We start from the raw sequence: 24,814 nt of genomic DNA, 5'->3' as shown, positions 1-24,814 counted from the left end.
GACAACATTTAATAATTATTATTTTTTTAATGAGCTACGTCTTACTAATGCAACACCTGCGCCGACTAACACGCCAATTGCTCCCCAAAGCACCATCATAAAGGCACGGCGAGGGCTATCACGTTTTACAGGATCTTCAGGAGTTCGTAAGAAACGATAAGTTTGGAAGTTATCTTGCAATTTTGCCCCCACAGCGAGGGTCGCTAACATTGCTGTATTTTGATCATAATCGCTATCAAAATCAGCACCTGTCGCCACTAAAGTTTCTAGCTGTGATTGCAATAAAGGAACACCTAGTAAAAACAATTTAGAGTCTGGTAACTCATCAATCGCAATAGATGTCTGTTTTTGAGAAATACCTTGTTTCTCAGCGACTTTTATTGATTGCTCTAATAAGTTAATTTGACGTTGATAAGCCGCTTGAGCCGCCATTTCTTGGCGTTTAACTAACGCTTTCATTGACTGTGTTCTTGTTGCCCATGCTGTTATCACCTCATCATTAAGATGGGTAGATGCTCTTTTATTAGCAAAAGCAATATACTCATTTAATAACTGGCTCGCCTCTTTTGAGGATTCGGCAATGAGTTTAAGTTGATCATTAACCAACTTTTTTTCATCAGCAGGCGTAAATTGAATATTGTTAATTAACTCATCCAATAACGCAGCATTAGCTTGCTCATCACTTTCTTTACGTTGTTTGAAATAATCCGTCTGTAGCCAAAACTCACGACGAGTATCAAACGCAGCAATTTGAGTCACAAACTCTTGATAAGCTTCATCTGAAATAGTTAAGCCTGGGGTTTGTGCTGAGGGATTAATTTGTGTATCAAGATTACGTAAAAACTGAGATTGCGAATAATAACTGCCTAAGTTATTTATCGTTGGTTTCTCTGTCATTGCGATTGCACTCCATTTAGGTTGCATCAAATAAGATGCCCCTAGTGCAATCACAGCAAAAAGCAGAGCGAACCCTATAATCCAGCTTTTTCCTGACCAAAGCGCACAACAAAGACCTCTAATATCGAGTTCATTATCTGGCTGATTACCCTGTCGGGAGGCGTTATTTTCCGAGTTCATCACGTTAAAAAACCTCTGCTTATATTAATGCTGTTGTGTTGCCCTACGTAAGCGACGCTTATGTCGTTTAATAAAACGAGCGACTCGCCACGCGCGTTTAATGCAATAACCATACATAACAAATGCAAGCAAGAATAATGCCAACATGAACCATTCAGGAACAAAAGACAGGTTCTGGCCAATAATACCAATTGCAGCTAATAGTGCAGCTGCCACAGTAATTAAAATAAAGGCTTGGCGAGAGGTGAAACCCGCTCGCATAATCAAGTGATGAATATGTTGACGATCTGGTGAGAAAGGACTCATGCCTTTACGTAAACGACGATACATAATGGCCACCATATCCATAAGCGGAATAGCAATGATCCATAATGCAGTGACTGCTTTTACAGGACGAGGTTGAGTTTGTGTTGAGGCAACTAATAGCCAAATAATAGTAAATCCGATGAGTGTACTCCCCGCATCACCCATAAAGACTTTGAATTTTTTACCGCAAACTCCTAAATTTAACAGGATATAAGGTAAGATAGCCGCAATAAATGAGAAACACCAAAATGCGAGTGCAGAATTACCGCCTTGATATAATAAAATACCAAGAGCACCAAAAGAGACACAAGAAAGACCACCTAATAACCCATCAATACCATCAACCATATTGAAGGCATTAATTGCGGCCCAAACAGCAAATAGTGTAACAATGTAGCCAAAAGGCCCTAAATGCATTTCCCAAGGACCAAAAGCATGGCCCAATGTGTCTAGTTTTAACCCAGCTCCCACCATCATTACAATCCCAACAAAGGCTTGGATTGTTGCTCTAATCTTGACACTAATATCGAAGCGATCATCTAACGCACCGATAAAAACAAGAAGTCCCGCACATGCCAGATACAATTCCTTATGAGGAATATAGATATCTGAAATATAAAATGCGAAAACAATACCAAAATAGACTGAAATCCCGCCCACAAGAGGGATCAATCCATGATGTTTTTTACGATAATTCGGTTTATCCACGAGTCCTATTTTCTTTGCAATTTTACGAGCCAAAAATAAAAATGCGAAAGAAAATAAGAACACATAAAAAACGCTTGTGCTCATTTTTAGTATATCCACAGTACTGTTCTCTATAATAAATATAGCTGGTTATTTTACCCTTCCCTGTGTTTTTATTCTTTTTCCAGCTCACCACGACGAGTTCATTCGAAAACCCACCACCCTTCATCAATTATAAGTTTTCCTTAACTATGTTTATTGATGCCATCGCTATTTTTATCAATTATTAACTCATGCAATATATATACCAACTTCTCATTAAGATATCGCACTCAAAATTTAATTAACCCATCAAAAATAAAAACAAAAAACGCCACAAAGAGTGTGGCGTTTTGTATCATATCGTCATTCCAACAAAGTAAATGGACTTAACAGCATATAAATTGAGGTGATATTACTTACTTCTGTAATAGAGCACACTCTTTTAATATTTTAACTTTGTTATCAGCCCAAGAACGTTATTAACAAATTTTATGAGCGTTTCATAAAGTCGAAGAATTCTTCATTTGTCTTCGTCATCGCTAATTTATTAATGAGGAATTCCATTGCGTCGATCTCACCCATTGGGTGAATAATCTTACGCAAGATCCACATTTTTTGTAGCTCATCTTGCGTTGTTAGCAATTCTTCTTTACGTGTACCAGAACGATTATAATCGATCGCTGGGAAAACACGTTTTTCAGCAATTTTACGAGACAGGTGTAATTCCATATTACCTGTACCTTTAAATTCTTCGTAGATAACTTCATCCATTTTAGAACCCGTATCAACGAGTGCTGTAGCAATGATCGTTAAGCTACCACCTTCTTCAACATTCCGCGCTGCACCAAAGAAACGTTTAGGACGATGCAATGCGTTTGCATCCACCCCTCCCGTTAACACTTTGCCTGAAGAAGGTACAACAGTGTTATAAGCTCGCGCTAAACGAGTAATAGAGTCTAACAGGATGATAACGTCTTTTTTATGCTCAACTAAGCGTTTTGCTTTTTCAATGACCATCTCTGCAACTTGTACGTGCCGAGAAGCCGGTTCATCAAAGGTCGATGCGATAACTTCACCTTTTACCAATCGTTGCATCTCGGTTACTTCTTCTGGACGTTCATCAATCAGAAGTACCATCAATACGCAATCAGGGTAATTATGAGCAATATTTGCTGCGATATTTTGCAACAACATTGTTTTACCCGCTTTTGGTGGAGCAACGATAAGACCACGCTGACCACGACCAATTGGAGCCGCTAAGTCAAGAACTCGCGCAGTTAAGTCTTCTGTTGAACCATTACCACGTTCCATGCGTAAACGATTATTAGCATGTAAAGGTGTTAAGTTTTCAAAGAGGATTTTACTGCGGGCATTTTCTGGTTTATCAAAGTTAACTTCATTAACTTTTAGGAGGGCAAAATAGCGTTCACCTTCTTTAGGAGGACGAATTTTCCCGGCAATGGTGTCACCAGTGCGAAGGTTGAAACGGCGAATTTGGCTTGGAGAAACATAGATATCATCGGGACCAGCAAGGTAGGAACTGTCTGCGGAACGTAGGAAGCCGAAGCCATCCTGCAATATTTCCAGCACACCGTCACCGAAAATATCTTCTCCACTTTTCGCGTGTTGCTTCAAGATAGAGAAAATAATGTCTTGTTTTCTCATTCGAGCCAGGTTCTCTAGCCCCATATTTTCGCCAAGTGCTATCAGTTCTGATACCGGCGTATTTTTTAATTCGGTAAGATTCATAATGGTGGGTTCTTAATAACTCGGGGTAACTCTCGAACTATGAACGTGAATAGTATAACAGCGAATCGCTGTCAGTTTCGTCATGTGTAAAATTACAGATTATAACTTTCTAACATAAGGGTATAACTAAAATGATAATGTTAGAGAGTATTAATACTATTAGACCAGCCTGCTTTATCCCCAAAGAAGTGACATTCATTATTGCGATGCTATGAGCGTACTTTCAACTTATGGGTTAGGAACATATTTGGAAAAATTTATATTCCCTGAATACTATAGATTATTCTAAGGCAACTTGACTGGTTAGATGAATTCAGATTACTTATATTAAATATCATATTAGATTGAATATCATATCATGTTATTCAATTCTATTACTTAGTACACTTGATATTCAATATCTCAGACTTATTTAATCGTGTCTAATCATATTGACAAGAAGATCCGATATATTATGTAAGTAAGTGGCGCTAACTTATCATGCTTCGAAGCGGACGTCTAGCGGTCAATAACAGAAATACTGACAAGGTCTAAACGTCCTACTTTATTTTTGATATCTAAATCAAATTAGATATTTTCGTCTAAAAACTCTTTCAGTTGAGTTTTTGACAACGCACCAACTTTAGTTGCAGCCACTGCACCGTTTTTGAATAAAATGAGGGTAGGAATACCGCGAATACCGAATTTTGGTGCTGTTAGCGGGTTTTGATCGATGTTTAGCTTCGCAACTGTTAATTTACCAGCGTATTCTGTTGCAACTTCATCTAGAATAGGAGCAATCATTTTACAAGGGCCACACCATTCAGCCCAGAAATCAACGAGCACGGGGCCGGTTGCTTTTAATACATCAGCATCGAATTTGCTGTCAGATAAGTGAAGGATTTTATCGCTCATTGTTCTACTCCAAAGAATAATATTGACCGTACCAGTGTAACATTAAATAACAAAAGTCCGTCTGCATTTCAGCGGATAAACTTTTGTAATGCAACCCATAACTGATATTCTATTACATTATGAGCAAAACATATTTGACAGAAAAGAAGTTTTCCGACTTCGCCTTGCATCCAAAAGTGATAGAAGCCCTTGAGAAAAAAGGGTTCTCTAATTGTACACAAATTCAGGCATTGACGTTACCTATCACTGTGAAAGGTCAAGACATTGCCGGGCAAGCCCAAACAGGAACAGGAAAAACGTTGGCGTTTTTAACTTCAACGTTTCATTATCTTTTAACTCACCCTGCAAAAGAGGGGCATGAAACTAATCAACCTCGTGCTCTTATTATGGCACCCACACGCGAATTAGCCGTACAGATTTATTCTGATGCTAAAGAAATTGCGCAAAATACAGGGATAAAAATGGGTCTCGCTTATGGTGGCGATGGCTATGATGAACAACTAAAAGTATTAAGTAAGGGTGTCGATATTGTTATTGGCACAACTGGGCGATTAATTGACTACGTTAAGCAAGGCCATATCAATCTTAACGCAATCCAAGTTGTAGTACTTGATGAAGCTGACAGAATGTACGATCTCGGCTTTATCAAAGATATTCGTTGGCTCTTCCGCCGTATGCCAGTTGCAGCTGAACGTATGAACATGTTGTTCTCTGCGACACTCTCTTACCGTGTAAGAGAACTTGCTTTTGAACAAATGAATAATCCAGAATACGTTGAAGTTGAACCTGAACAAAAAACAGGTTTTAGTATAAAAGAAGAGCTTTTTTATCCTTCAAACGAAGAAAAAATGCGTCTTCTTCAAACGTTAATTGAAGAAGAATGGCCTGATCGCTGTATCATTTTTGCCAATACAAAACATCGTTGTGATGATATCTGGGCGCATCTTGCTGCCGATGGACATCGTGTTGGTTTATTAACAGGTGATGTTCCTCAGAAAAAACGTCTGCGTATTTTAGACGATTTTACCCAAGGTAATATTGATATTCTGGTTGCTACTGATGTTGCAGCTAGAGGTCTTCATATTCCATCAGTAACACATGTTTTTAACTATGATTTACCTGATGATTGTGAAGATTATGTTCACCGCATTGGTAGAACAGGACGTGCAGGTAATAGTGGTAATTCAATCAGTCTTGCATGTGAAGAATATGCGCTAAATTTACCAGCGATTGAGACGTATATTCAACATGCTATTCCTGTGAGTAAATATAATAGTGATGCGTTATTGACAGATCTTCCTGAGCCTAAACGTCGTCACCGTCCTCGCCAAGGTCAACCTCGTCGCAATAATGCGCCGTCGCGAAACAGAGGAAATAATACTCAACGTAACAACCGAAATAAACGCCCGAGTCATCCATAAATTATGCTGAAATCTTCATCACTTTATGCTGCTATTGATTTAGGTTCTAACAGTTTTCATATGTTAGTCGTTCGAGAAATTGCGGGATCAATACAAGTACTTTCTCGCGTAAAACGTAAAGTTCGACTCGCTGCTGGCCTAAACAGTGAAAATGAATTGTCAGAACAGGCAATGGAACGCGGTTGGCAATGTTTACGACTTTTTTCTGAATATCTACGTGATATTCCAGCTGAACAAATCAGAATTGTCGCAACAGCCACATTACGTATTGCCAAAAATGCAGATATTTTTGTCGCTAAAGCGTCTGAAATACTTGGTAATACGGTTCATGTTATTAGTGGTGAGGAAGAAGCGCGCCTTATCTACCGTGGTGTTGCACATACTACAGGTGGTGCAGAGCAACGTTTAGTGGTCGATATTGGCGGTGGAAGTACAGAGCTAGTTACAGGTACTGGCGCTAAAACAACGCAATTAATGAGCCTCAGCATGGGGTGTGTGACTTGGTTAGAGCGCTATTTTACTGATCGCAGTCTAACTCACGAAAATTTTGCCAAAGCTCAAGATGCAGCTAAAGCGATACTCGCGCCTGTTGCTGAGAAATTAATTGAACAAGGCTGGCAAGTCTGTGTGGGAGCATCAGGCACTGTTCAAGCCCTGCAAGAAATTATGATTGCGCAAGGAATGGATGAATTAATTACCTTGCCTAAATTAGAACGACTTAAACATAAAGCCATTGAATGTGGAAAATTAGAAGAGTTGGAAATTGATGGGCTCACCTTCGAGCGAGCCTTAGTGTTTCCAAGTGGGCTAGCTATCTTGATCGCTATATTTGAAACCTTGCACATTGAAAATATGATCCTCGCAGGAGGCGCATTACGAGAAGGTTTAGTCTACGGTATGTTACATCTGCCTATTGAGCAAGATATTCGCCAACGTACTCTACGTAATATCCAACGTCGTTTTCAAATTGATATTGAGCAAGCACACCGCGTACAACAACTGGCTGAACACTTTTTTATTCAAGTCAGTAAAAGTTGGCAGTTAGATAATCGCTGTCGTGAATTACTTAATAGTGCCAGTGCATTACATGAAATTGGCCTGAGTGTTGATTTCCGCCAAGCATCATCGCATGCAAGCTACCTGCTTTCTCACCTTGATTTACCAGGATATACACCTGCACAACGACGTTTATTAGCGTCGTTGTTAAAAAATCAAACAGGTATTATCGATCTTGGTCCTCTGAATCATCAAAATGCATTGCCGATGAATCAAGCTAATCGATTGGTACGTTTACTACGATTAGCCATTATTTTCGCTAGCCGTCGTCGCGATGATACACTCCCCGCATTACGATTACGTACCGAGGACGAAACGCTCATTATTACTCTACCTTATCAATGGCTTAGTGAACATCCGTTACGTGCTGAAAATCTCCAAGAAGAGATCCAGCTACAGAGTTATGTGCATTGGTCATTAATGGTTGAAGAACAAAATAGCTCTCGTATAAGTTAACCACATTTTACTGAGGCAAAATAAAAACCCCTTGAACATTAAGGTGTCAAGGGGTTAATAATTAATAATAAGACTTATTCAGGTTTATGCTTTGCCAGCATCGCTCTTAACCCCGCCACACCCCGCTGCCCTTTTTCTTGCTTTTCTTCTGCACTTAACACTTTCTTTTTATTCGTATCCCAATTTAAATCATCTTGAGGTAATTCGTACAGAAAACGACTCGGATCAGGTCGAATTAATTCACCATATTGGCGTCTTTCTTTGCATAATGTAAATGTTAGTGTTTTTTGTGCACGAGTAATACCCACATAAGCCAGGCGTCGCTCTTCTTCTACATTATCTTCGTCAATACTACTTTGATGAGGTAAAATCCCTTCTTCCATTCCCACTAAAAACACGTGTGGAAATTCAAGGCCTTTAGAAGCATGTAGAGTCATTAACTGAACTTGATCTAGCTCTTCTTCTGTTTCACCTCGCTCCATCATATCGCGCAAAGTAAAACGGTTAACCACTTGAGAAAGCGTCATAGGTTCATGTAATTCATCACCTTCTAGCATTTCACTCATCCATGAAAATAGCTGATTAATATTCTTCATCCTCATTTCAGCCGCTTTTGCACTACTTGAGGTTTCATATAACCAGCTTTCATAATCCATTTCATGAAGTAAATCACGCACCGCTAATAAAGGTTCTCGTTCTGCCTTTTGTACAATTCGCGACATCCATTGTGAAAAAGCATGCAATGAATTTAAACCTCGCCCAGTTAGCGTTTGGCTTAATCCTAAATCAAAACAGGCATTGTATAAGCTTTTATCTCGAACTTTTGCCCATTCGCCTAATTTTTGGATTGTCATCGGTCCAATTTCACGACGAGGTTTATTCACAATACGTAAAAATGCCGCGTCATCATCAGGATTAGTAATGACTCGCAAATAGGCAAGAATATCTTTTATCTCCTCTCGCGAGAAAAAGGAGGTTTCCCCCGAAATACGATAGGGAATACGATTTTGCATCAAGTATTTTTCGAAAATACGAGACTGGTGGTTACCACGATAAAGTATCGCGTAATCTTTATAATTCGTTTTATTAATAAAATGATGAGCAATTAATTCACCCGCAACACGTTCAGCTTCATGCTCTTCATTATTGGCGGTTAAAACGCGAAGTTCATCACCATAACCTAATTCTGAAAATAACCGTTTTTCAAAAACATGGGGATTATTTTCAATCAAGATATTCGCTGATTTTAAAATACGCCCTGAAGATCGATAGTTTTGCTCAAGTTTGATCACATTCAGTTGTGGAAAGTCTTTTTGTAACAACGCTAAATTTTGAGGACGAGCGCCACGCCACGAATAAATAGATTGGTCATCATCACCTACAACGGTAAAACGGGCTCTTTCACCCACCAACCATTTTACCAATTCATATTGGCTTGTATTAGTATCTTGGTATTCATCCACCAGCAAATAACGGATACGTCTTTGCCAGCGTTCTCTGACTTCTTCATTTGTGCGCAGTAATAAAGTTGGTCGGCAAATTAAGTCATCAAAGTCGAGCACGTTACAACTACGCAGATGTTGCTCATAACGTCGAAAGCATTCAGCAAATGTATGGTCTTGTTGCGATCTCGCCATTCCGATTGCTTGCTCTGGTGTGAGCATATCGTTTTTCCAGTTAGAGATTTGGCTCTTTAACTGAGAAAGTAAATCTTTATCTTCTTCTAATAAATCTGCCGTTAATTCTTTGAGTAGTGCAGATTGGTCTTGATCATCAAATAATGAAAATTTAGCTTTAATCCCTAATACTTTGTATTCGCGTTTAATAATTTCTAGTCCCAATGTATGGAACGTTGAGATCATTAATCCCTTCGCTTCTTGGCGACCTAAAGTTTGAGCAACACGCTCTTTCATTTCACGCGCAGCTTTATTGGTAAACGTAACAGCTGTAATTTGTTTTGCTGGGTATTGGCATTGACGAATAAGGTGCGCAATTTTATTAGTAATAACCCGTGTTTTACCCGACCCTGCTCCTGCCAAGACCAAGCAAGGGCCTGACACATATTCTACTGCTTTTTGCTGACCGGGATTTAATCGCATACTTTTTCCAAACTTCATTAACTAAGAACATAACGGGGGATAATTGTAGCAGAAAGCGCTCAAAGTCTTGAGTATTCCCTCTTTCAATTTTCCTCATACTATAAAAAACAAAAAACCGCATTCCATTAAGAAATGCGGTTTAAAATAAAATTTAATCTTCAATCTTCGCTTATTTTTCTAAGCTATTTGCGTGAGAAGAAGGCGACAACGGAGGTTATCGCGTAAATAGCGACGAAAAATTAATTACCAACTGCAATCTTCTTCATATCCGTCATATACCCACGCAACGTTTTACCTACGGCTTCAATGGGGTGCTGACGAATGGCTTCATTGATATCACGTAACTGTGCGTTATCTGTCCCATTATCTTGAACTTTCTTCGCTAAATCGCCAGGTTGCAGTGTTGCCATAAACTCTTTCAACATCGGCACAACGGCAAATGAAAACAGATAGTTACCATATTCTGCGGTATCTGAGATAACCACATTCATTTCATATAAACGCTTACGAGCAATAGTATTTGCGATCAATGGTAATTCATGCAGTGATTCATAATAGGCTGATTCAGCAAAGATCCCCGCTTCAATCATCGTATCAAAGGCTAATTCAACACCAGCTTTCACCATCGCAACCATTAATACACCGTGATCAAAGTACTCTTGTTCGCTGATTTTACCCTCATATTCAGGGTAGTTTTCAAAAGCACTTGCGCCAGTCTCTTCACGCCATGTCAGCAAGTTTTTATCATCATTTGCCCAGTCTGCCATCATGGTTTCAGAGAATTTACCTGAAATAATATCATCCATATGCTTTGCAAACAGTGGCGCCATAATTTCTTTCAATTGCTCTGATAACGCATAAGCACGCATTTTCGCTGGATTAGATAATCTGTCCATCATTAAGGTGATACCACCTTGCTTCAATGCCTCTGTAATGGTCTCCCAGCCAAACTGAATTAACTTACCTGCATAACCTGGCTCTACACCATCAGCAACCATTTTGTCATAACATAACAGTGAACCTGCTTGTAACATACCACACAGAATAGTTTGCTCACCCATTAAGTCTGATTTTACTTCGGCTACGAATGATGACTCTAAAACGCCAGCACGATGTCCACCAGTTGCTGCAGCCCATGCTTTGGCAATAGCCATACCTTCACCTTTTGCATCGTTCTCTGGGTGAACTGCAATCAGTGTCGGAACACCAAAACCACGCTTATATTCTTCGCGCACTTCGGTACCAGGGCATTTCGGTGCAACCATCACAACGGTGATGTCATCACGAATTTTTTCGCCCACTTCAACGATATTAAAACCATGAGAATAGCCTAATGCAGCACCTGATTTCATCAGCGGTTGAACCGCTTGAACAACCGCTGAGTGTTGTTTGTCTGGCGTTAAGTTAACGACTAAATCTGCTTGTGGGATCAGTGCTTCATAAGTTCCGACTTCAAAACCGTTTTCAGTCGCTCGACGCCATGATGCACGTTTTTCATTAATTGCTTCTTGGCGTAATGCATAGGCGATATTCAAGCCAGAATCACGCATATTTAAGCCTTGGTTAAGACCTTGTGCGCCACAACCAATGATAACGACTTTTTTGCCTTTCAGATAATTTGCTTCATCAGCAAATTCTTCACGCGACATAAAACGACATTTACCTAATTGCGATAACTGCTGACGCAGATTCAATGTATTAAAATAATTTGCCATAGAAGACTCCAAAATCGTTGTGTATGTGTTTGCTATTATTATCCCCACTCTCCGTGAGGTGTTGCATGACTTTACTATAGGGGATGAAAGCCATTGCTTAAATTGATATATTTACAAGATAATGTTGCAAAAAATGCAACGTTCTTTTTCTTTACTTCAAATAGGTGGCTGACAATGGATATTCGAGATCTCAAGCTTTTCTTGCATTTAGCGGAAAGTTGTCATTTCACCAAGACTGCACATGCCATGCATGTCAGCCCTTCTACGCTATCTCGTCAAATTCAACGTCTTGAAGAAAGCTTAGGCCACCCACTTTTTTTACGTGACAACCGACAAGTCACTCTTACTGATGCTGGCGAACAATTAAAGCGCTATGCCCAACAAACCTTGTTGCAATATAAGCAACTTAAACACACGCTAAATCAAAATAGCCCTAGCCTTTCTGGTGAGTTACGCCTATTTTGTTCTGTTACTGCCGCTTACAGTCATTTACCCCCTATTCTTGACCGTTTTCGAGCTGAAAACCCATTAGTCGAAATAAAACTCACGACAGGTGATGCCGCTGATGCTGTTGATAAAGTGCAATCTGACGAAGCGGATTTAGGTATTGCAGGGAAACCGGAAAAACTACCGGAAAATATTTGCTTCGAAAAAATAGGCGAAATCCCATTAGTGCTAATTGCACCAGCGCTACCTTGTAATGTTCGCCATCTTGCCACGCAAGAGAAACCCGACTGGCTCAATATTCCGTTTATCATTCCTGAACATGGTCCATCACGACAACGAATTGCGTTATGGTTTAAGCGACATCGTATCCATAACCCTTTAATTTATGCGACGGTTTCAGGACATGAAGCAATTGTCTCAATGGTCGCATTAGGTTGTGGTATTGCGCTTATTCCACAAGTTGTCGTTGATAACTGCCCAGAGCCCGTTCGTAATCGCATCTCGTTGCTTGATAATATTTCAATGGTAGAGCCTTTCGAGCTAGGCGTTTGTGGATTAAACAAACGCCTTAAAGAGCCTGTGATCAGCGCGTTTTGGCGATTACTCCACGACTAAACTTTTTGTTTGTGGTGACAGGAACAACTGAAAAGAGGGATTTCCTGTCTCATCATGATATTCATACCCCAAGTCATCTAAATGCCGTTCAAAGCGCCCTTCGGTCTCAGGTAATTCAAATGCCACCAGCACTCGTCCATAATCAGTACCATGACTACGATAATGGAATAGTGTGATATTCCAGTAAGTCCCTAATGTTTTTAAAAACTTCATTAAAGCACCTGGCGATTCAGGGAACTCGAAACTAAAAAGACGCTCTTTAAGCGGTTTATTAGGACGACCACCCACCATATAACGCACATGCAATTTTGCCATTTCATCATCAGATAAATCAGCAACTTGATAACCAGCGACTGTCAGCTCGCGTAAGATTTCTTTACGCTCTTGTAGCCCTTGACTTAAACGCACTCCGACAAAAATACGTGCATTTTCAGGATCAGCATCGCTATAACGATAATTAAATTCAGTGACAACGCGTTGACCTAAAATTTGGCAAAAACGTAAAAAACTGCCTTTTTGTTCAGGAATAGTCACCGCAAACAGGGCTTCACGTTTCTCACCCAATTCACAACGCTCAGAAACATAACGTAAACCATGAAAATTCACATTTGCACCAGAAAGTACATGGGCTAAACGTTCCCCTTTTATTTGATGCTCTTCAACGTATTTTTTAAGTCCTGCTAATGCCAATGCGCCTGAAGGCTCTGCAATTGCTCTCACATCTTCAAATAAATCTTTTACTGCGGCACAAATAGCATCGCTATCAACAGTGATCACATCATCAACATATTTTTGGCATAAACGGAAAGTTTCATCGCCAATACGTTTAACCGCAACACCCTCTGCAAATAATCCAACTCTTGCTAATTCAACGGGATGTCCTGCCTCTAAAGCCGCTTTTAAACATGCAGCTTCTTCAGCTTCCACACCAATCACCTTAATCTCTGGCATAAGTTGTTTTATTAATACCGCGACACCTGCAATTAAACCACCGCCACCAACAGGCACAAAAATACGGTCAAGATGAACATCTTGTTGTAAAAGTTCCATTGCCAATGTTGCTTGTCCTGCAATTACCGCAGGATGATCAAAAGGCGGGACAAAGGTGTATCCCATCTCTTCAGATAGCGCGATAGCTTTTGCTTTGGCTTCATCAAAATTAGCACCATAAAGCAACGCTTCTCCACCAAATTGGCGAACAGCATCAACTTTGATATCTGCTGTTGCCACTGGCATCACAATGAGTGCTTTTACTCCCATTCGATTGGCTGACAACGCAACACCTTGTGCGTGGTTCCCCGCTGACGCCGTCACGACACCTTTCGCTTTTTGCTCAGGCGTTAATCCAGCAATCATGGTATAAGCACCACGTAATTTAAAGCTATGAACTGGTTGTCTGTCTTCACGCTTAACTAAAATCGTATTTTCTAAACGTTCAGAGATTTTTGTCATCTCTTGAAGCGGAGTTACTATTGCGGCTTCATAAACAGGTGCGCTCAGCGCCGCTTTTAAATATTCAGCGCTACTTGGCGCTGAATTTAAAGGTCTAAAGGCAGCCATTTCTTAGCCCCCTAATTTAGATTTATCACGCACCGCACCTTTATCGGCACTGGTGGCTAAAGAGGCATAAGCACGTAAGGCAAACGAAACTTGGCGCTGTCTATTTTGTGGTGTCCATGCTTTATCACCACGGGCATTTTGTGCATCACGACGAGTTGATAACGTTTTATCATCTACCTTTAATGAGATCTCTCGGGTTGGAATATTGATAGAGACAATATCGCCTTCTTCCACTAAACCAATGACGCCACCATTTGCCGCTTCAGGTGAAACATGCCCAATAGATAAACCTGATGTTCCACCAGAGAAACGACCATCGGTGATAAGTGCGCAAGCTTTTCCTAATCCCATTGATTTTAAATAAGAGGTTGGATATAGCATCTCTTGCATACCTGGACCACCTTTAGGTCCTTCGTAGCGAATAATTACCACATCGCCTGCCACTACTTTTCCACCTAAAATAGCCTCTACCGCATCATCTTGGCTTTCATACACTTTAGCAGGACCACTAAAGATTAAATTATCTTCATCAACACCGGCAGTTTTAACAATACAACCATCTTCCGCTAAATTACCGGATAACACCGCTAATCCACCATCTTGGCTATAAGCATGCTCTTTACTGCGGATACATCCATTTTCACGATCGGTATCTAAGGTTGGCCAACGACAATTTTGAGAAAAAGCTTTTGTTGTACGAATACCTGCAGGACCTGCTTGGAACATGGATTTTACTTGCTCATCTTGAGTTAACATCACATCATATTTCGCTAACGTTTCTGGCAAGCTTAACCCTAAGATATTACCCACATTGCGATTGAGTAATCCGGCTCGGTCTAATTCACCTAAAATCCCCATAACTCCCCCCGCACGGTGAACATCTTCCATATGATATTTTTGCGTACTTGGTGCCACTTTACATAAATGAGGAACTTGGCGAGAAAGTCTGTCGATATCTTCCATAGTGAAATCAACCTCACCTTCTTGTGCGGCTGCTAATAAATGCAGAACCGTATTTGTCGAGCCTCCCATTGCAATATCTAAGATCATCGCATTTTCAAAGGCTTCTTTTTTAGCGATATTGCGCGGTAATGCAGATTCATCATCTTTTTCATAATAGCGCTTAGTTAATTCAACAATACGCTTACCAGCATTGATAAACAGTGTTTCACGATCAGCGTGTGTCGCTAATAATGAACCATTTCCGGGTTGAGATAATCCTAGTGCTTCTGTTAAACAGTTCATGGAGTTTGCAGTAAACATACCTGAACACGATCCGCACGTTGGGCAAGCCGATCGTTCGATTTGCTCACTATCAGCATCACTCACATTTGGATTTGCGCCTTGGATCATGGCATCCACCAGATCCAGCTTGATCAGTTGATCTGAAAGCTTCGTTTTCCCCGCTTCCATAGGGCCACCTGAAACAAAAATAACAGGGATATTTAAGCGTAAAGACGCCATTAACATACCTGGGGTGATCTTGTCACAGTTTGAGATACACACCATTGCATCAGCACAGTGCGCATTAACCATATACTCAACAGAATCAGCAATAAGTTCACGCGATGGTAAAGAATAGAGCATACCACCGTGCCCCATTGCGATACCGTCATCAACTGCAATGGTATTAAATTCTTTAGCAACACCACCCGCGGCTTCAATTTGCTCAGCAACCAGTTTTCCTAAATCCCGCAGGTGCACATGACCAGGTACAAATTGCGTAAATGAGTTCACAACTGCGATAATGGGTTTACCAAAATCAGCATCAGTCATACCCGTTGCACGCCATAAGGCACGGGCTCCAGCCATATTACGGCCATGTGTCGTTGTTGCTGAACGGTATTTAGGCATTTTTCACACTCCTGCGATAAAGAAAGCGAGTAGGGAACATCTACCCGCTAAACAAATTTATTTGATTATGTTTATGAATTGATTGGATCTAACCAGCCGTATTTATCTTCTGTTTCCCCCGTAAATAGACCAAAGAACGCTTTTTGAATCGCTTTGGTCACAGGGCCACAACGTCCGATACCTACTTGGATACCATCAACGCTACGTACCGGTGTAATTTCTGCTGCTGTACCGGACATAAAGACTTCATCTGCAAGATAAAGTGATTCCCGAGAAAGTACTTGCTCACGGACTTCATAACCCAGAGCTTTTGCCAGTTTAATAATGGCATCACGAGTGATCCCTGGCAGAGCTGACGACGTAAATGGAGGCGTAAAGATAACCCCATCTTTTACCTCAAATAAGTTTTCACCCGCACCTTCAGATAAATAGCCATGAACATCTAACGCTATCCCTTCTTGATAGCCATGACGACGCGCTTCACTACCCACTAATAATGAAGATAAATAGTTACCACCGGCTTTTGCTGCAGTTGGGATCGTATTTGGAGCTGCACGATGCCAAGAAGAAACCATCGCATCGATGCCTTTATCTAAGGCTTCTTCACCAAGGTAGGCTCCCCAAGGGAATGCAGCAATAATCACATCTGTCTTATAACCCGCTGGTGGATTCACCCCCATACCAACATCACCAATGAAAACTAATGGACGAATATAAGCACTGACCAATTTGTTTTTACGTAAAGTTGCGCGACATGCTTCCATTAATTCGTCAACACTTTGCTCAACAGGCATACGATAAATTTTTGCTGAATCATGTAAACGTTGCATATGTTCACGATGGCGAAAGACCACAGGACCCTTATGAGAATCATAACAACGCACACCTTCAAACACAGAAGTTCCATAATGTAATGCGTGAGACATAACATGTACTTTTGCCTCAGCCCATGGAACCATTTCACCGTTAAACCAAATATAATCAGCTTGCTTTGTCATTCTTTTATCCTTACATGGCACTGAGTGCACTAATGAATCTTATTTTTTCTTTCTGTTGATGTGATACTTGAATACCTGCAACATCAGCTAATTTTGTTAACTGACTGCACAGAAGTTCTAATGGGCGCTGGCTACTTACTGTCAGACTTAAATTGATATTATTACTTTCCGTGATACTCATGTTCATTGAGCATATATGAAAACCACGATGGCGGATAACTCTCAGGATACGTTCTAAGATCTCTGGACAAAAACGGGCTTCAATTGTGATATTGTGTTGGTTCATTTTGATTTCTCCATCATCTCATCATTACTTGCGCCCGGCGGAACTAAAGGCCAGACATTTTCAGCGTCATCGATAGATACCTGTAGTAAATAAGGGCCATCGCTCTCTAATAAACATTTTATTGCATCAGCAACTTGTGCTTTTTCTGTAATGCGTTGCCCCGGGATATCAAAAGCTTTGGCTAAGGCAACAAAGTCTGGATTGTCTGTTAAAATGGTTTCGCTATAACGTTGTTCAAAAAATAGCTCTTGCCATTGGCGAACCATGCCAAGGCGTTGGTTATCTAATAACACCAATTTGATTGGTAATTGTTTACGTTTGATTGTGCCCAGTTCCTGCACATTCATCATAAAAGAGCCGTCACCTGAAACGCAGATAACACAAGCATCTGGTCTAGCTATTTGAGCACCAACAGCAGCTGGGATACCAAATCCCATGGTACCTAAACCACTCGAGGTGATAAAATTTTCAGGTACATCAAATGTCATATGTTGCGCCGACCACATTTGATGCTGGCCAACATCTGTTGTCACAACGGTATTTTTAGGTTTCGCATCTGATAATTGTTTTAATAATAATGGTGCATAAATTGCAGAGCCCGGATGATCATAACGCCAAGCGTGCTCTGTTTTTAATTCTTGTACTTCTTGTTGCCAAGATGCGATAGATAATGACTGAGACAAAACAGGCAACAACGCCTTAGCATCTCCCAATAACGCAACATGCGCCTGTTTCAATTTATTTAATTCTGCATGATCGATATCGATATGGATAACCTTGGCATTAGGTGCAAAAGTATTTAATCGCCCCGTGACGCGATCATCAAAACGCGCACCAACAGCAATTAATAAATCACTACGCTGAACAGCATAATTTGCCGCTTTAGTGCCATGCATACCTAACATGCCTAAATAGTTAGCATCTAACGCATCAGCACAACCCAATCCTTTTAATGTGGAAACAACTGGCATTTCTGTTTGCTTCACAAACTCTCTTAACGTTTCCACGGCATTGCTCATGGCAACACCACCACCGACATACAAAATAGGTTTTTGTGCTTGTGATAACATCTGCTTAGCTTGTGCTAGCTCTTGTGTTGGGTAAGGAAATTCTTGTTCTTCAGGTAATTCATAGCTTGATAAATGGGAAGCATCAGCCAATTGAACATCTTTAGGAATATCAATTAAAACAGGTCCTGGGCGACCTTGAGAGGCTATAGAGAATGCCTCTGATAATACTCTTGGTAACTCATCCACCGATGAGACTAAAAAACTGTGTTTAGTACATGCCAACGAAAGACCTAAAACGTCAATCTCTTGAAATGCATCAGTCCCAATTAAATCAGAGGCAACTTGCCCCGTGATGGCAACAACAGGCACAGAATCTAACAATGCATCAGCAAGTCCAGTGATAACATTAGTAGCGCCTGGGCCTGATGTCGCAATACAAACACCCGTTGTGCCAGTAGAACGGGCAAAACCAATAGCAGCAATGGCAGCACCTTGTTCATGACGACATAAAATATGTTCAACCCCACCATCATAGAGTGCGTCATAAACAGGCATGATCGCACCACCAGGATAACCAAAGACGGTTTCAACTTGCTGTTTTCGTAATGCCTGTACTAACCACTGTGCTCCATTCATCCTCTCACCCTGCTATCTTAACTTCTTGTTTAATTTAAATTTATTTTCAATTTAATCTCTTTTTCAAACTCAGGCTCAAAAAAAACCCCCGCGCCTTTCGGTGCGGGGGTTTTTAAGAGATCCGGCTAGTTTAGTTAGCCTTTCTTCGTCCTAGTGCAGCCCCGCACGGTGGGTTAATAATCACCACCACGCTGACAATAATTAGGCTAATCACTAGGACGATAGTATTCATAGTTTTATAACTTCTTTTCTTATTTAAAATGTATGTTTTTATGTTGTGTTGTGTTTTCTTTCACTCTGTCCTTTTAGAGTTATCATGATATTTTAGAATTGACAACGTTTATTTTTAAAATAATTATAACTCAATGAATTTTATATGTTTTTTATATCACAAACATTCATCGGAATATTATACTGAAAAATATTTATTTTAAAGTTATTAATACTAATAAAGAACAGGTTATTTTATTTTTTCTACTATTGCATTTTATTATTTTAAGTTAAAAACCAATTATACTTTTTATTATATTCATATTAATTTAATTAATTGCCTATTAAATTATTTATTTATTGAATTTCAATATCTTATGTTATTTTCGAGATATCTCACATTTATTTACCTCTCTATTTAACACAAAAAGAAAAATAATTTAAAAAGAAAAAAATAATGGAGAATAAAAAATGGCATTAGCAATAATATATACCCGTGCCTCTTTAGGAATATCAGCTCCGCTTATTACTATTGAGGCTCATATTAGTCAGGGATTACCCGGATTAACATTAGTTGGATTACCTGAAACTGTCGTAAAAGAAGCAAAAGACAGAGTAAGAAGTGCATTAATTAATAGTGGGTATATTTATCCTGCCAAAAGAATAACAATTAATCTTTCGCCCGCTGATTTACCCAAAGAAGGGGCACGTTATGATTTACCTATTGCACTTGCAATATTAATTGCATCAGAACAGTTAATTTCAGATAAATTAGAACGTTATGAGTTTATAGGAGAGCTTGCACTTTCTGGAAAATTACAACGAGTAAACGCCATTATTCCTTCAATTCTTAGTGCTTCAAAAGATCGTCGAATATGCATTGTATCAACAGAACATCAGACTGAAGTTGCATTATTACCAAATAGATCTGTGTTATTAGCCTCTCATCTTTTAGAAATTTGTCATCATCTAGAAAATAATACGCCATTAATTGAAACGGAAGAATTTATTATTAATGACGCAATTGAAAGTCAAGATAATAAAGATATGAGCGATATAATTGGTCAAAGCAATGCCAAAAGAGCTGCAGAAATTACAGCAGCAGGAAATCACAACATTTTATTTCTTGGCCCACCGGGAACAGGGAAAACAATGTTAGCGCAAAGGATAAGTACGCTTCTTCCACCTTTAACTGCTAAAGAAGCACTTGATGTATTAATCATTAGTAGTTTAAGAGGAATAACATTTGATGAAAAAAAGTGGCCTACAAGACCATTTAGAGCCCCACATCATACTTCCTCTGCTGTTGCTTTAACAGGAGGAGGGGCTCTTCCTAAACCAGGAGAAATTACATTAGCACATCACGGTATTTTATTTTTAGATGAACTGCCTGAATTCGAACGCCGTGTACTCGATGCACTACGAGAACCTCTAGATGCTAGAGAAATTACTATTTCACGAGCAAAAGCCAAAATAAGCTACCCAGCCAACGTATTATTGGTCGGTGCATTAAATCCAAGCCCAACAGGGCACTATCAAGGTAATCACAATCGAGCACCAATAAAACAGATCCTGCGCTATTTAAGCAAGGTTTCTGGACCTTTTTTAGATAGGTTTGATTTATCTGTCGAGATGCCCCTTCTTCCTCAAGGCGCACTTATTCATCCCTCATTTGCGACAGAAAACAGCATGACAATTAGAGCACGAGTTTTAAAAGCAAGAGAACAACAATTTGCGCGATGCGGAAAAGTGAATACTTATCTAACAGGAAAAGAAATTGAATGCTATTGCGCATTAACTACCAGTGATGCAACTTTTCTTGAAGATACACTCAATAAATTAGGATTATCTATACGAGCATGGCATAAAATTTTAAGAGTATCGAGAACAATTGCAGATCTTGCTGGTGAAGAGAAAATACAGAGAAATCATTTAATTGAAGCATTAAGTTTTCGCGCAATGGATAGATTAATGATCTACTTACAAAAGCAATTAGATGGATAAATAAAAAGGAGCGAAAAAACGCTCCTTTTTACTAAAACTAATGATATTAATCATCAGAGTCGGTATAGTCATCAGATGGATCGAGCTGTGGCTTTCCACCCGATAATGTATGAAAACGTTTTGGACGACTTATACGACTGGTGTATTTCTTCCAAATTTTTTCTTCAACCGTTGCTGCTTCTCGTTCGCCACGACACATGGCAACAAATAATTTTTCCGCTTCAGTTGTAGGTTCTCGTTTACCTAGATCAAGTTCATTAAAGGCTTGACCATGACGTTCCAATATCTGGGATTCCTTGATAGTGAAATCGCCATGACGAGAAAAACCACGCGGATAATGTTTATTGTCAAAAAAACGATTAGTCGTGATAAAACTTTCTGCCATCTGACACACTCCTAATTCTCTATCGTCATACTTATGGCGCGGAGTATTAGATAGTCATGCGGTTCTGTAAAACAAAATATTTAAATCGTAACGACAAATTTTTTTGGAGATAGATGTGGATACCGAATTACTGAAAACCTTTTTGGAAGTCAGTAAGACTAGACACTTTGGCCGAGCCGCTGAATCTCTTTATTTAACGCAATCTGCGGTTAGTTTTAGAATACGGCAATTAGAAACACAATTAGGCACAAATCTGTTTACCCGCCATCGCAATAATATCCGCCTCACAGTCGCCGGTGAAAGGCTTATTCCTTATGCTGAATCGTTAATGAATACATGGCTTTTAGCTAAAAAAGAAATTAGCCATGCTTCTCAACATTCTGAACTATCAATTGGCGCCACAGCATCACTCTGGGAAGCCTATCTAACATCTTGGTTACAGGAATCTTATCTAGAAAGAAAAGAGCTCAGAATCGAATCTAGAGTCTCTACAAGGCAATCTCTTGTAAAACAACTTCATGCAAGAGAACTTGATCTTCTTTTTACAACTGAAGCACCTAAGATGGATGAATTAGAAAGCAAAATTATTGGTGATATTACTTTTCAGTTGATGAAAATAAAATCAGATAAAATAGAAGAAATAGCACAATTTATCAAAATAGAGTGGAGTGCTGATTTTCAGTCTTTTCTTCCTAATGGAACAGAACCGAAAATTGATCCTATTTTAACCACTAATTCAGCAATAATTGCCTATCAATTAATGAAAACAACACATGCTGTCGCTTTTCTCCCCACACATTGGCGTGATCTTTATTCTGATCTTACGCCAGCCTCAACAGATATTATTCAAAAACCTTTATTTGCTGTTTGGTTAAATACCAGTGATCAACAAGCATTAATACAACAGCTATTAAAACAGCCTATCAACCATGAATAAAGTTTAGATTTCTTTATGGTTATCAATAAATAACGCTAGAACTTAAGCATTATTTTTTTCATTAATGAGAATAAATAACAATAGTATCATACTGATATATTGGTATAGGAAAATGTATGTTGTCGATTTGTTAGGCTAGAGCATAATCAATGCTTAGGAAGGAAGATTTAGAGAATGATAGATAACAAAAAGCCCAGTTAATTAACTGGGCTACAAAGAAGTATAAATTTTGTTATTACTTAATTGGTAACTGGCAGGGGCGGAGAGGCTCGAACTCCCAACACCCGGTTTTGGAGACCGGTGCTCTACCAATTGAACTACGCCCCTAAATAGTTGGCGGAACGGACGGGACTCGAACCCGCGACCCCCTGCGTGACAGGCAGGTATTCTAACCAACTGAACTACCGCTCCGCGTATTCTTTTCGCACTTAATGTTTTACAACACTAATGCTTTAATTTAATGCCTGGCAGTTCCCTACTCTCACATGGGGAGACCCCACACTACCATCGGCGCTACAACGTTTCACTTCTGAGTTCGGCATGGGATCAGGTGGGACCGCTGCGCTATGGCCACCAAGCAAATTCGGTTTTATTACCCGCTTCTTTCCTTTCGGTCAGTCGCCAGTAATATCAATCTTAAACAAGCCTACTTTATCTACTCTTCGTCTCTCAGACAAAACACCTTCGGTGTTGTCAGGTTAAGCCTCACGGTTCATTAGTACTGGTTAGCTCAACGTATCGCTACGCTTACACACCCAGCCTATCAACGTCTTAGTCTTAAACGTTCCTTTAGGTCACTCAAGGTGACAGGGAAGACTCATCTCGAGGCAAGTTTCCCGCTTAGATGCTTTCAGCGGTTATCTCTTCCGCACTTAGCTACCGGGCAATGCCATTGGCATGACAACCCGAACACCAGTGGTGCGTTCACTCCGGTCCTCTCGTACTAGGAGCAACCCCTCTCAATCTTCCAACGCCCACGGCAGATAGGGACCGAACTGTCTCACGACGTTCTAAACCCAGCTCGCGTACCACTTTAAATGGCGAACAGCCATACCCTTGGGACCTACTTCAGCCCCAGGATGTGATGAGCCGACATCGAGGTGCCAAACACCGCCGTCGATATGAACTCTTGGGCGGTATCAGCCTGTTATCCCCGGAGTACCTTTTATCCGTTGAGCGATGGCCCTTCCATTCAGAACCACCGGATCACTAAGACCTACTTTCGTACCTGCTCGAGCCGTCACTCTCACAGTCAAGCTGGCTTATGCCTTTGCACTAACCGCATGATGTCCGACCATGCTTAGCCAACCTTCGTGCTCCTCCGTTACTCTTTAGGAGGAGACCGCCCCAGTCAAACTACCCACCAGACACGGTCCCCGACCCGGATTACGGGCCTAGGTTAGAACATCAAACGTTAAAGGGTGGTATTTCAAGGTTGACTCCATGCAGACTGGCGTCCACACTTCATAGTCTCCCACCTATCCTACACATCAAGGCTCAATGTTCAGTGTCAAGCTATAGTAAAGGTTCACGGGGTCTTTCCGTCTTGCCGCGGGTACACTGCATCTTCACAGCGAGTTCAATTTCACTGAGTCTCGGGTGGAGACAGCCTGGCCATCATTACGCCATTCGTGCAGGTCGGAACTTACCCGACAAGGAATTTCGCTACCTTAGGACCGTTATAGTTACGGCCGCCGTTTACTGGGGCTTCGATCAAGAGCTTCTCCCTAAGGATAACCCCATCAATTAACCTTCCAGCACCGGGCAGGCGTCACACCGTATACGTCCACTTTCGTGTTTGCACAGTGCTGTGTTTTTAATAAACAGTTGCAGCCAGCTGGTATCTTCGACTGGCTTCGGCTCCGTCCGCAAGGGACTTCACTTACCGCCAGCGTGCCTTCTCCCGAAGTTACGGCACCATTTTGCCTAGTTCCTTCACCCGAGTTCTCTCAAGCGCCTGAGTATTCTCTACCTGACCACCTGTGTCGGTTTGGGGTACGATTGTTGGTAACCTGAAGCTTAGAGGCTTTTCCTGGAAGCAGGGCATCAATTGCTTCACCACCTTAGTGGCTCGTCATCACACCTCAGCATTAAGTGACCGGATTTGCCTAATCACTCTGCCTACATGCTTGAACCGGGACGACCGTCGCCCGGACAACCTAGCCTTCTCCGTTCCCCCATCGCAGTTACCACCAGTACGGGAATATTAACCCGTTTCCCATCGACTACGCTTTTCAGCCTCGCCTTAGGGGTCGACTCACCCTGCCCCGATTAACGTTGGACAGGAACCCTTGGTCTTCCGGCGTGCGGGTTTTTCACCCGCATTATCGTTACTTATGTCAGCATTCGCACTTCTGATACCTCCAGCAT

At 40.6% G+C, this 24,814-nt stretch carries 18 protein-coding genes, 2 tRNA genes and 2 rRNA genes; 5 read left to right on the top strand and 17 right to left on the bottom strand.

The annotated features are described in order from the left end of the window. Positions 1-18 precede the first annotated feature (18 nt). The 4 genes from wzzE to trxA form a co-directional block, all read right to left on the bottom strand. A complete protein-coding gene (wzzE, locus tag GWI97_RS07070; protein ID WP_082239503.1) occupies positions 19-1,077 on the bottom strand; it encodes an ECA polysaccharide chain length modulation protein in 1,059 nt (352 codons plus the stop codon). A 24-nt stretch (positions 1,078-1,101) separates the two neighbouring features. Continuing rightward, positions 1,102-2,190 (bottom strand): UDP-N-acetylglucosamine--undecaprenyl-phosphate N-acetylglucosaminephosphotransferase, encoded by a 1,089-nt coding sequence (gene wecA, locus GWI97_RS07065; protein WP_036939595.1) that lies wholly within the window; start codon positions 2,188-2,190, stop codon positions 1,102-1,104. Positions 2,191-2,601: 411 nt separating this feature from the next. Continuing rightward, positions 2,602-3,861 (bottom strand): transcription termination factor Rho, encoded by a 1,260-nt coding sequence (gene rho, locus GWI97_RS07060; RefSeq protein WP_036939597.1) that lies wholly within the window; start codon positions 3,859-3,861, stop codon positions 2,602-2,604. A 567-nt stretch (positions 3,862-4,428) separates the two neighbouring features. Continuing rightward, positions 4,429-4,755, bottom strand: coding sequence for a thioredoxin TrxA (gene trxA / locus GWI97_RS07055; protein WP_036939599.1), 327 nt, complete (start codon positions 4,753-4,755; stop codon positions 4,429-4,431). Positions 4,756-4,874: 119 nt separating this feature from the next. On the opposite strand from trxA, the gene rhlB reads away from it, so the two are divergent. Then, positions 4,875-6,176: an ATP-dependent RNA helicase RhlB gene (rhlB, locus tag GWI97_RS07050; protein WP_036939602.1), complete on the top strand. Its 1,302-nt coding sequence runs from the start codon at positions 4,875-4,877 to the stop codon at positions 6,174-6,176. Between the two features lie 3 nt (positions 6,177-6,179). Next, positions 6,180-7,688 carry a guanosine-5'-triphosphate,3'-diphosphate diphosphatase gene (gene gppA / locus GWI97_RS07045; RefSeq protein WP_036939604.1) on the top strand — a complete coding sequence of 503 codons (1,509 nt, stop codon included), beginning with the start codon at positions 6,180-6,182 and terminating at the stop codon, positions 7,686-7,688. A gap of 74 nt (positions 7,689-7,762) precedes the next feature. Here gppA and rep read toward each other — a convergent pair whose 3' ends face one another. Together rep and ilvC are read right to left on the bottom strand one after the other, a co-directional pair. Beyond that, a complete protein-coding gene (gene rep, locus GWI97_RS07040) occupies positions 7,763-9,787 on the bottom strand; it encodes a DNA helicase Rep (protein ID WP_087803782.1) in 2,025 nt (674 codons plus the stop codon). A gap of 239 nt (positions 9,788-10,026) precedes the next feature. Next, positions 10,027-11,502, bottom strand: a complete 1,476-nt coding sequence (ilvC, locus tag GWI97_RS07035; RefSeq protein WP_036939610.1) for a ketol-acid reductoisomerase — start codon at positions 11,500-11,502, stop codon at positions 10,027-10,029. Positions 11,503-11,676: 174 nt separating this feature from the next. Here ilvC and ilvY point away from each other — a divergent pair, with 174 nt between their 5' ends. After that, positions 11,677-12,564 carry an HTH-type transcriptional activator IlvY gene (gene ilvY, locus GWI97_RS07030; RefSeq protein WP_036939612.1) on the top strand — a complete coding sequence of 296 codons (888 nt, stop codon included), beginning with the start codon at positions 11,677-11,679 and terminating at the stop codon, positions 12,562-12,564. Here the strand turns inward: ilvY and ilvA are convergent. The 6 genes from ilvA to ilvL form a co-directional block, all read right to left on the bottom strand. Next, complete coding sequence (gene ilvA, locus GWI97_RS07025) at positions 12,550-14,124, bottom strand: threonine ammonia-lyase, biosynthetic (protein ID WP_036939615.1); 1,575 nt, start codon at positions 14,122-14,124, stop codon at positions 12,550-12,552. The genes ilvY and ilvA overlap by 15 nt on opposite strands. 3 nt (positions 14,125-14,127) lie before the next feature. Beyond that, positions 14,128-15,978 carry a dihydroxy-acid dehydratase gene (ilvD, locus tag GWI97_RS07020; RefSeq protein ID WP_036939617.1) on the bottom strand — a complete coding sequence of 617 codons (1,851 nt, stop codon included), beginning with the start codon at positions 15,976-15,978 and terminating at the stop codon, positions 14,128-14,130. A 71-nt stretch (positions 15,979-16,049) separates the two neighbouring features. Beyond that, positions 16,050-16,976 (bottom strand): branched-chain amino acid transaminase, encoded by a 927-nt coding sequence (locus GWI97_RS07015; RefSeq protein WP_036939620.1) that lies wholly within the window; start codon positions 16,974-16,976, stop codon positions 16,050-16,052. A 10-nt stretch (positions 16,977-16,986) separates the two neighbouring features. Then, on the bottom strand, positions 16,987-17,262 hold the full coding sequence (ilvM, locus tag GWI97_RS07010) for an acetolactate synthase 2 small subunit (protein WP_036939623.1): 276 nt from the start codon (positions 17,260-17,262) through the stop codon (positions 16,987-16,989). Continuing rightward, positions 17,259-18,908: an acetolactate synthase 2 catalytic subunit gene (gene ilvG, locus GWI97_RS07005; protein ID WP_036939626.1), complete on the bottom strand. Its 1,650-nt coding sequence runs from the start codon at positions 18,906-18,908 to the stop codon at positions 17,259-17,261. Before ilvG ends, ilvM begins: the two co-directional genes overlap by 4 nt. Positions 18,909-19,038: 130 nt before the next feature. Beyond that, a complete protein-coding gene (gene ilvL / locus GWI97_RS07000) occupies positions 19,039-19,140 on the bottom strand; it encodes an ilv operon leader peptide (RefSeq protein WP_071788577.1) in 102 nt (33 codons plus the stop codon). 449 nt (positions 19,141-19,589) lie between these two features. On the opposite strand from ilvL, the gene GWI97_RS06995 reads away from it, so the two are divergent. Next, the gene (locus tag GWI97_RS06995; RefSeq protein ID WP_087803783.1) at positions 19,590-21,122 is read left to right on the top strand and encodes a YifB family Mg chelatase-like AAA ATPase; all 1,533 of its coding nucleotides are present in this window, start codon (positions 19,590-19,592) and stop codon (positions 21,120-21,122) included. A 46-nt stretch (positions 21,123-21,168) separates the two neighbouring features. Here the strand turns inward: GWI97_RS06995 and GWI97_RS06990 are convergent, their stop codons facing one another. Then, the gene (locus GWI97_RS06990) at positions 21,169-21,507 is read right to left on the bottom strand and encodes a DUF413 domain-containing protein (RefSeq protein WP_036939631.1); all 339 of its coding nucleotides are present in this window, start codon (positions 21,505-21,507) and stop codon (positions 21,169-21,171) included. 115 nt (positions 21,508-21,622) lie between these two features. On the opposite strand from GWI97_RS06990, the gene hdfR reads away from it, so the two are divergent. Then, entirely contained in the window at positions 21,623-22,444 is an 822-nt protein-coding gene (gene hdfR, locus GWI97_RS06985) for an HTH-type transcriptional regulator HdfR (protein ID WP_036939636.1), read from the top strand. 251 nt (positions 22,445-22,695) lie between these two features. Here the strand turns inward: hdfR and GWI97_RS06980 are convergent. From GWI97_RS06980 to GWI97_RS06965, 4 genes are all read right to left on the bottom strand, one after another. Next, positions 22,696-22,771 (bottom strand) — tRNA-Trp (locus GWI97_RS06980). A gap of 7 nt (positions 22,772-22,778) precedes the next feature. Then, a tRNA-Asp gene (locus GWI97_RS06975) sits at positions 22,779-22,855 on the bottom strand. A gap of 51 nt (positions 22,856-22,906) precedes the next feature. Continuing rightward, positions 22,907-23,022 (bottom strand): 5S ribosomal RNA (gene rrf / locus GWI97_RS06970). 116 nt (positions 23,023-23,138) lie between these two features. Beyond that, positions 23,139-24,814, bottom strand: a 23S ribosomal RNA gene (locus GWI97_RS06965); the annotation flags it as partial.

The organism is Proteus sp. G2300 (assembly GCF_009915965.1).
Lineage (GTDB): Bacteria > Pseudomonadota > Gammaproteobacteria > Enterobacterales > Enterobacteriaceae > Proteus > Proteus vulgaris.
The sequence above is the reverse complement of the archived record's forward strand: the minus strand, read 5'-3'. Positions and strand labels throughout refer to the sequence as shown.

What these genes read in the sequence shown, in the direction of transcription:
- gppA (WP_036939604.1), top strand. Translation starts at nt 6,180, where the DNA reads ATGCTGAAATCTTCATCACTTTATGCTGCTATTGATTTAGGTTCTAAC.
- GWI97_RS06990 (WP_036939631.1), bottom strand. Translation starts at nt 21,507, where the DNA reads ATGGCAGAAAGTTTTATCACGACTAATCGTTTTTTTGACAATAAACAT.
- ilvA (WP_036939615.1), bottom strand. Translation starts at nt 14,124, where the DNA reads ATGGCTGCCTTTAGACCTTTAAATTCAGCGCCAAGTAGCGCTGAATAT.
- wzzE (WP_082239503.1), bottom strand. Translation starts at nt 1,077, where the DNA reads ATGAACTCGGAAAATAACGCCTCCCGACAGGGTAATCAGCCAGATAAT.
- ilvG (WP_036939626.1), bottom strand. Translation starts at nt 18,908, where the DNA reads ATGAATGGAGCACAGTGGTTAGTACAGGCATTACGAAAACAGCAAGTT.
- ilvY (WP_036939612.1), top strand. Translation starts at nt 11,677, where the DNA reads ATGGATATTCGAGATCTCAAGCTTTTCTTGCATTTAGCGGAAAGTTGT.
- ilvL (WP_071788577.1), bottom strand. Translation starts at nt 19,140, where the DNA reads ATGAATACTATCGTCCTAGTGATTAGCCTAATTATTGTCAGCGTGGTG.
- ilvM (WP_036939623.1), bottom strand. Translation starts at nt 17,262, where the DNA reads ATGAACCAACACAATATCACAATTGAAGCCCGTTTTTGTCCAGAGATC.
- rhlB (WP_036939602.1), top strand. Translation starts at nt 4,875, where the DNA reads ATGAGCAAAACATATTTGACAGAAAAGAAGTTTTCCGACTTCGCCTTG.
- rho (WP_036939597.1), bottom strand. Translation starts at nt 3,861, where the DNA reads ATGAATCTTACCGAATTAAAAAATACGCCGGTATCAGAACTGATAGCA.
- ilvD (WP_036939617.1), bottom strand. Translation starts at nt 15,978, where the DNA reads ATGCCTAAATACCGTTCAGCAACAACGACACATGGCCGTAATATGGCT.
- GWI97_RS06995 (WP_087803783.1), top strand. Translation starts at nt 19,590, where the DNA reads ATGGCATTAGCAATAATATATACCCGTGCCTCTTTAGGAATATCAGCT.
- ilvC (WP_036939610.1), bottom strand. Translation starts at nt 11,502, where the DNA reads ATGGCAAATTATTTTAATACATTGAATCTGCGTCAGCAGTTATCGCAA.
- GWI97_RS07015 (WP_036939620.1), bottom strand. Translation starts at nt 16,976, where the DNA reads ATGACAAAGCAAGCTGATTATATTTGGTTTAACGGTGAAATGGTTCCA.
- rep (WP_087803782.1), bottom strand. Translation starts at nt 9,787, where the DNA reads ATGCGATTAAATCCCGGTCAGCAAAAAGCAGTAGAATATGTGTCAGGC.
- trxA (WP_036939599.1), bottom strand. Translation starts at nt 4,755, where the DNA reads ATGAGCGATAAAATCCTTCACTTATCTGACAGCAAATTCGATGCTGAT.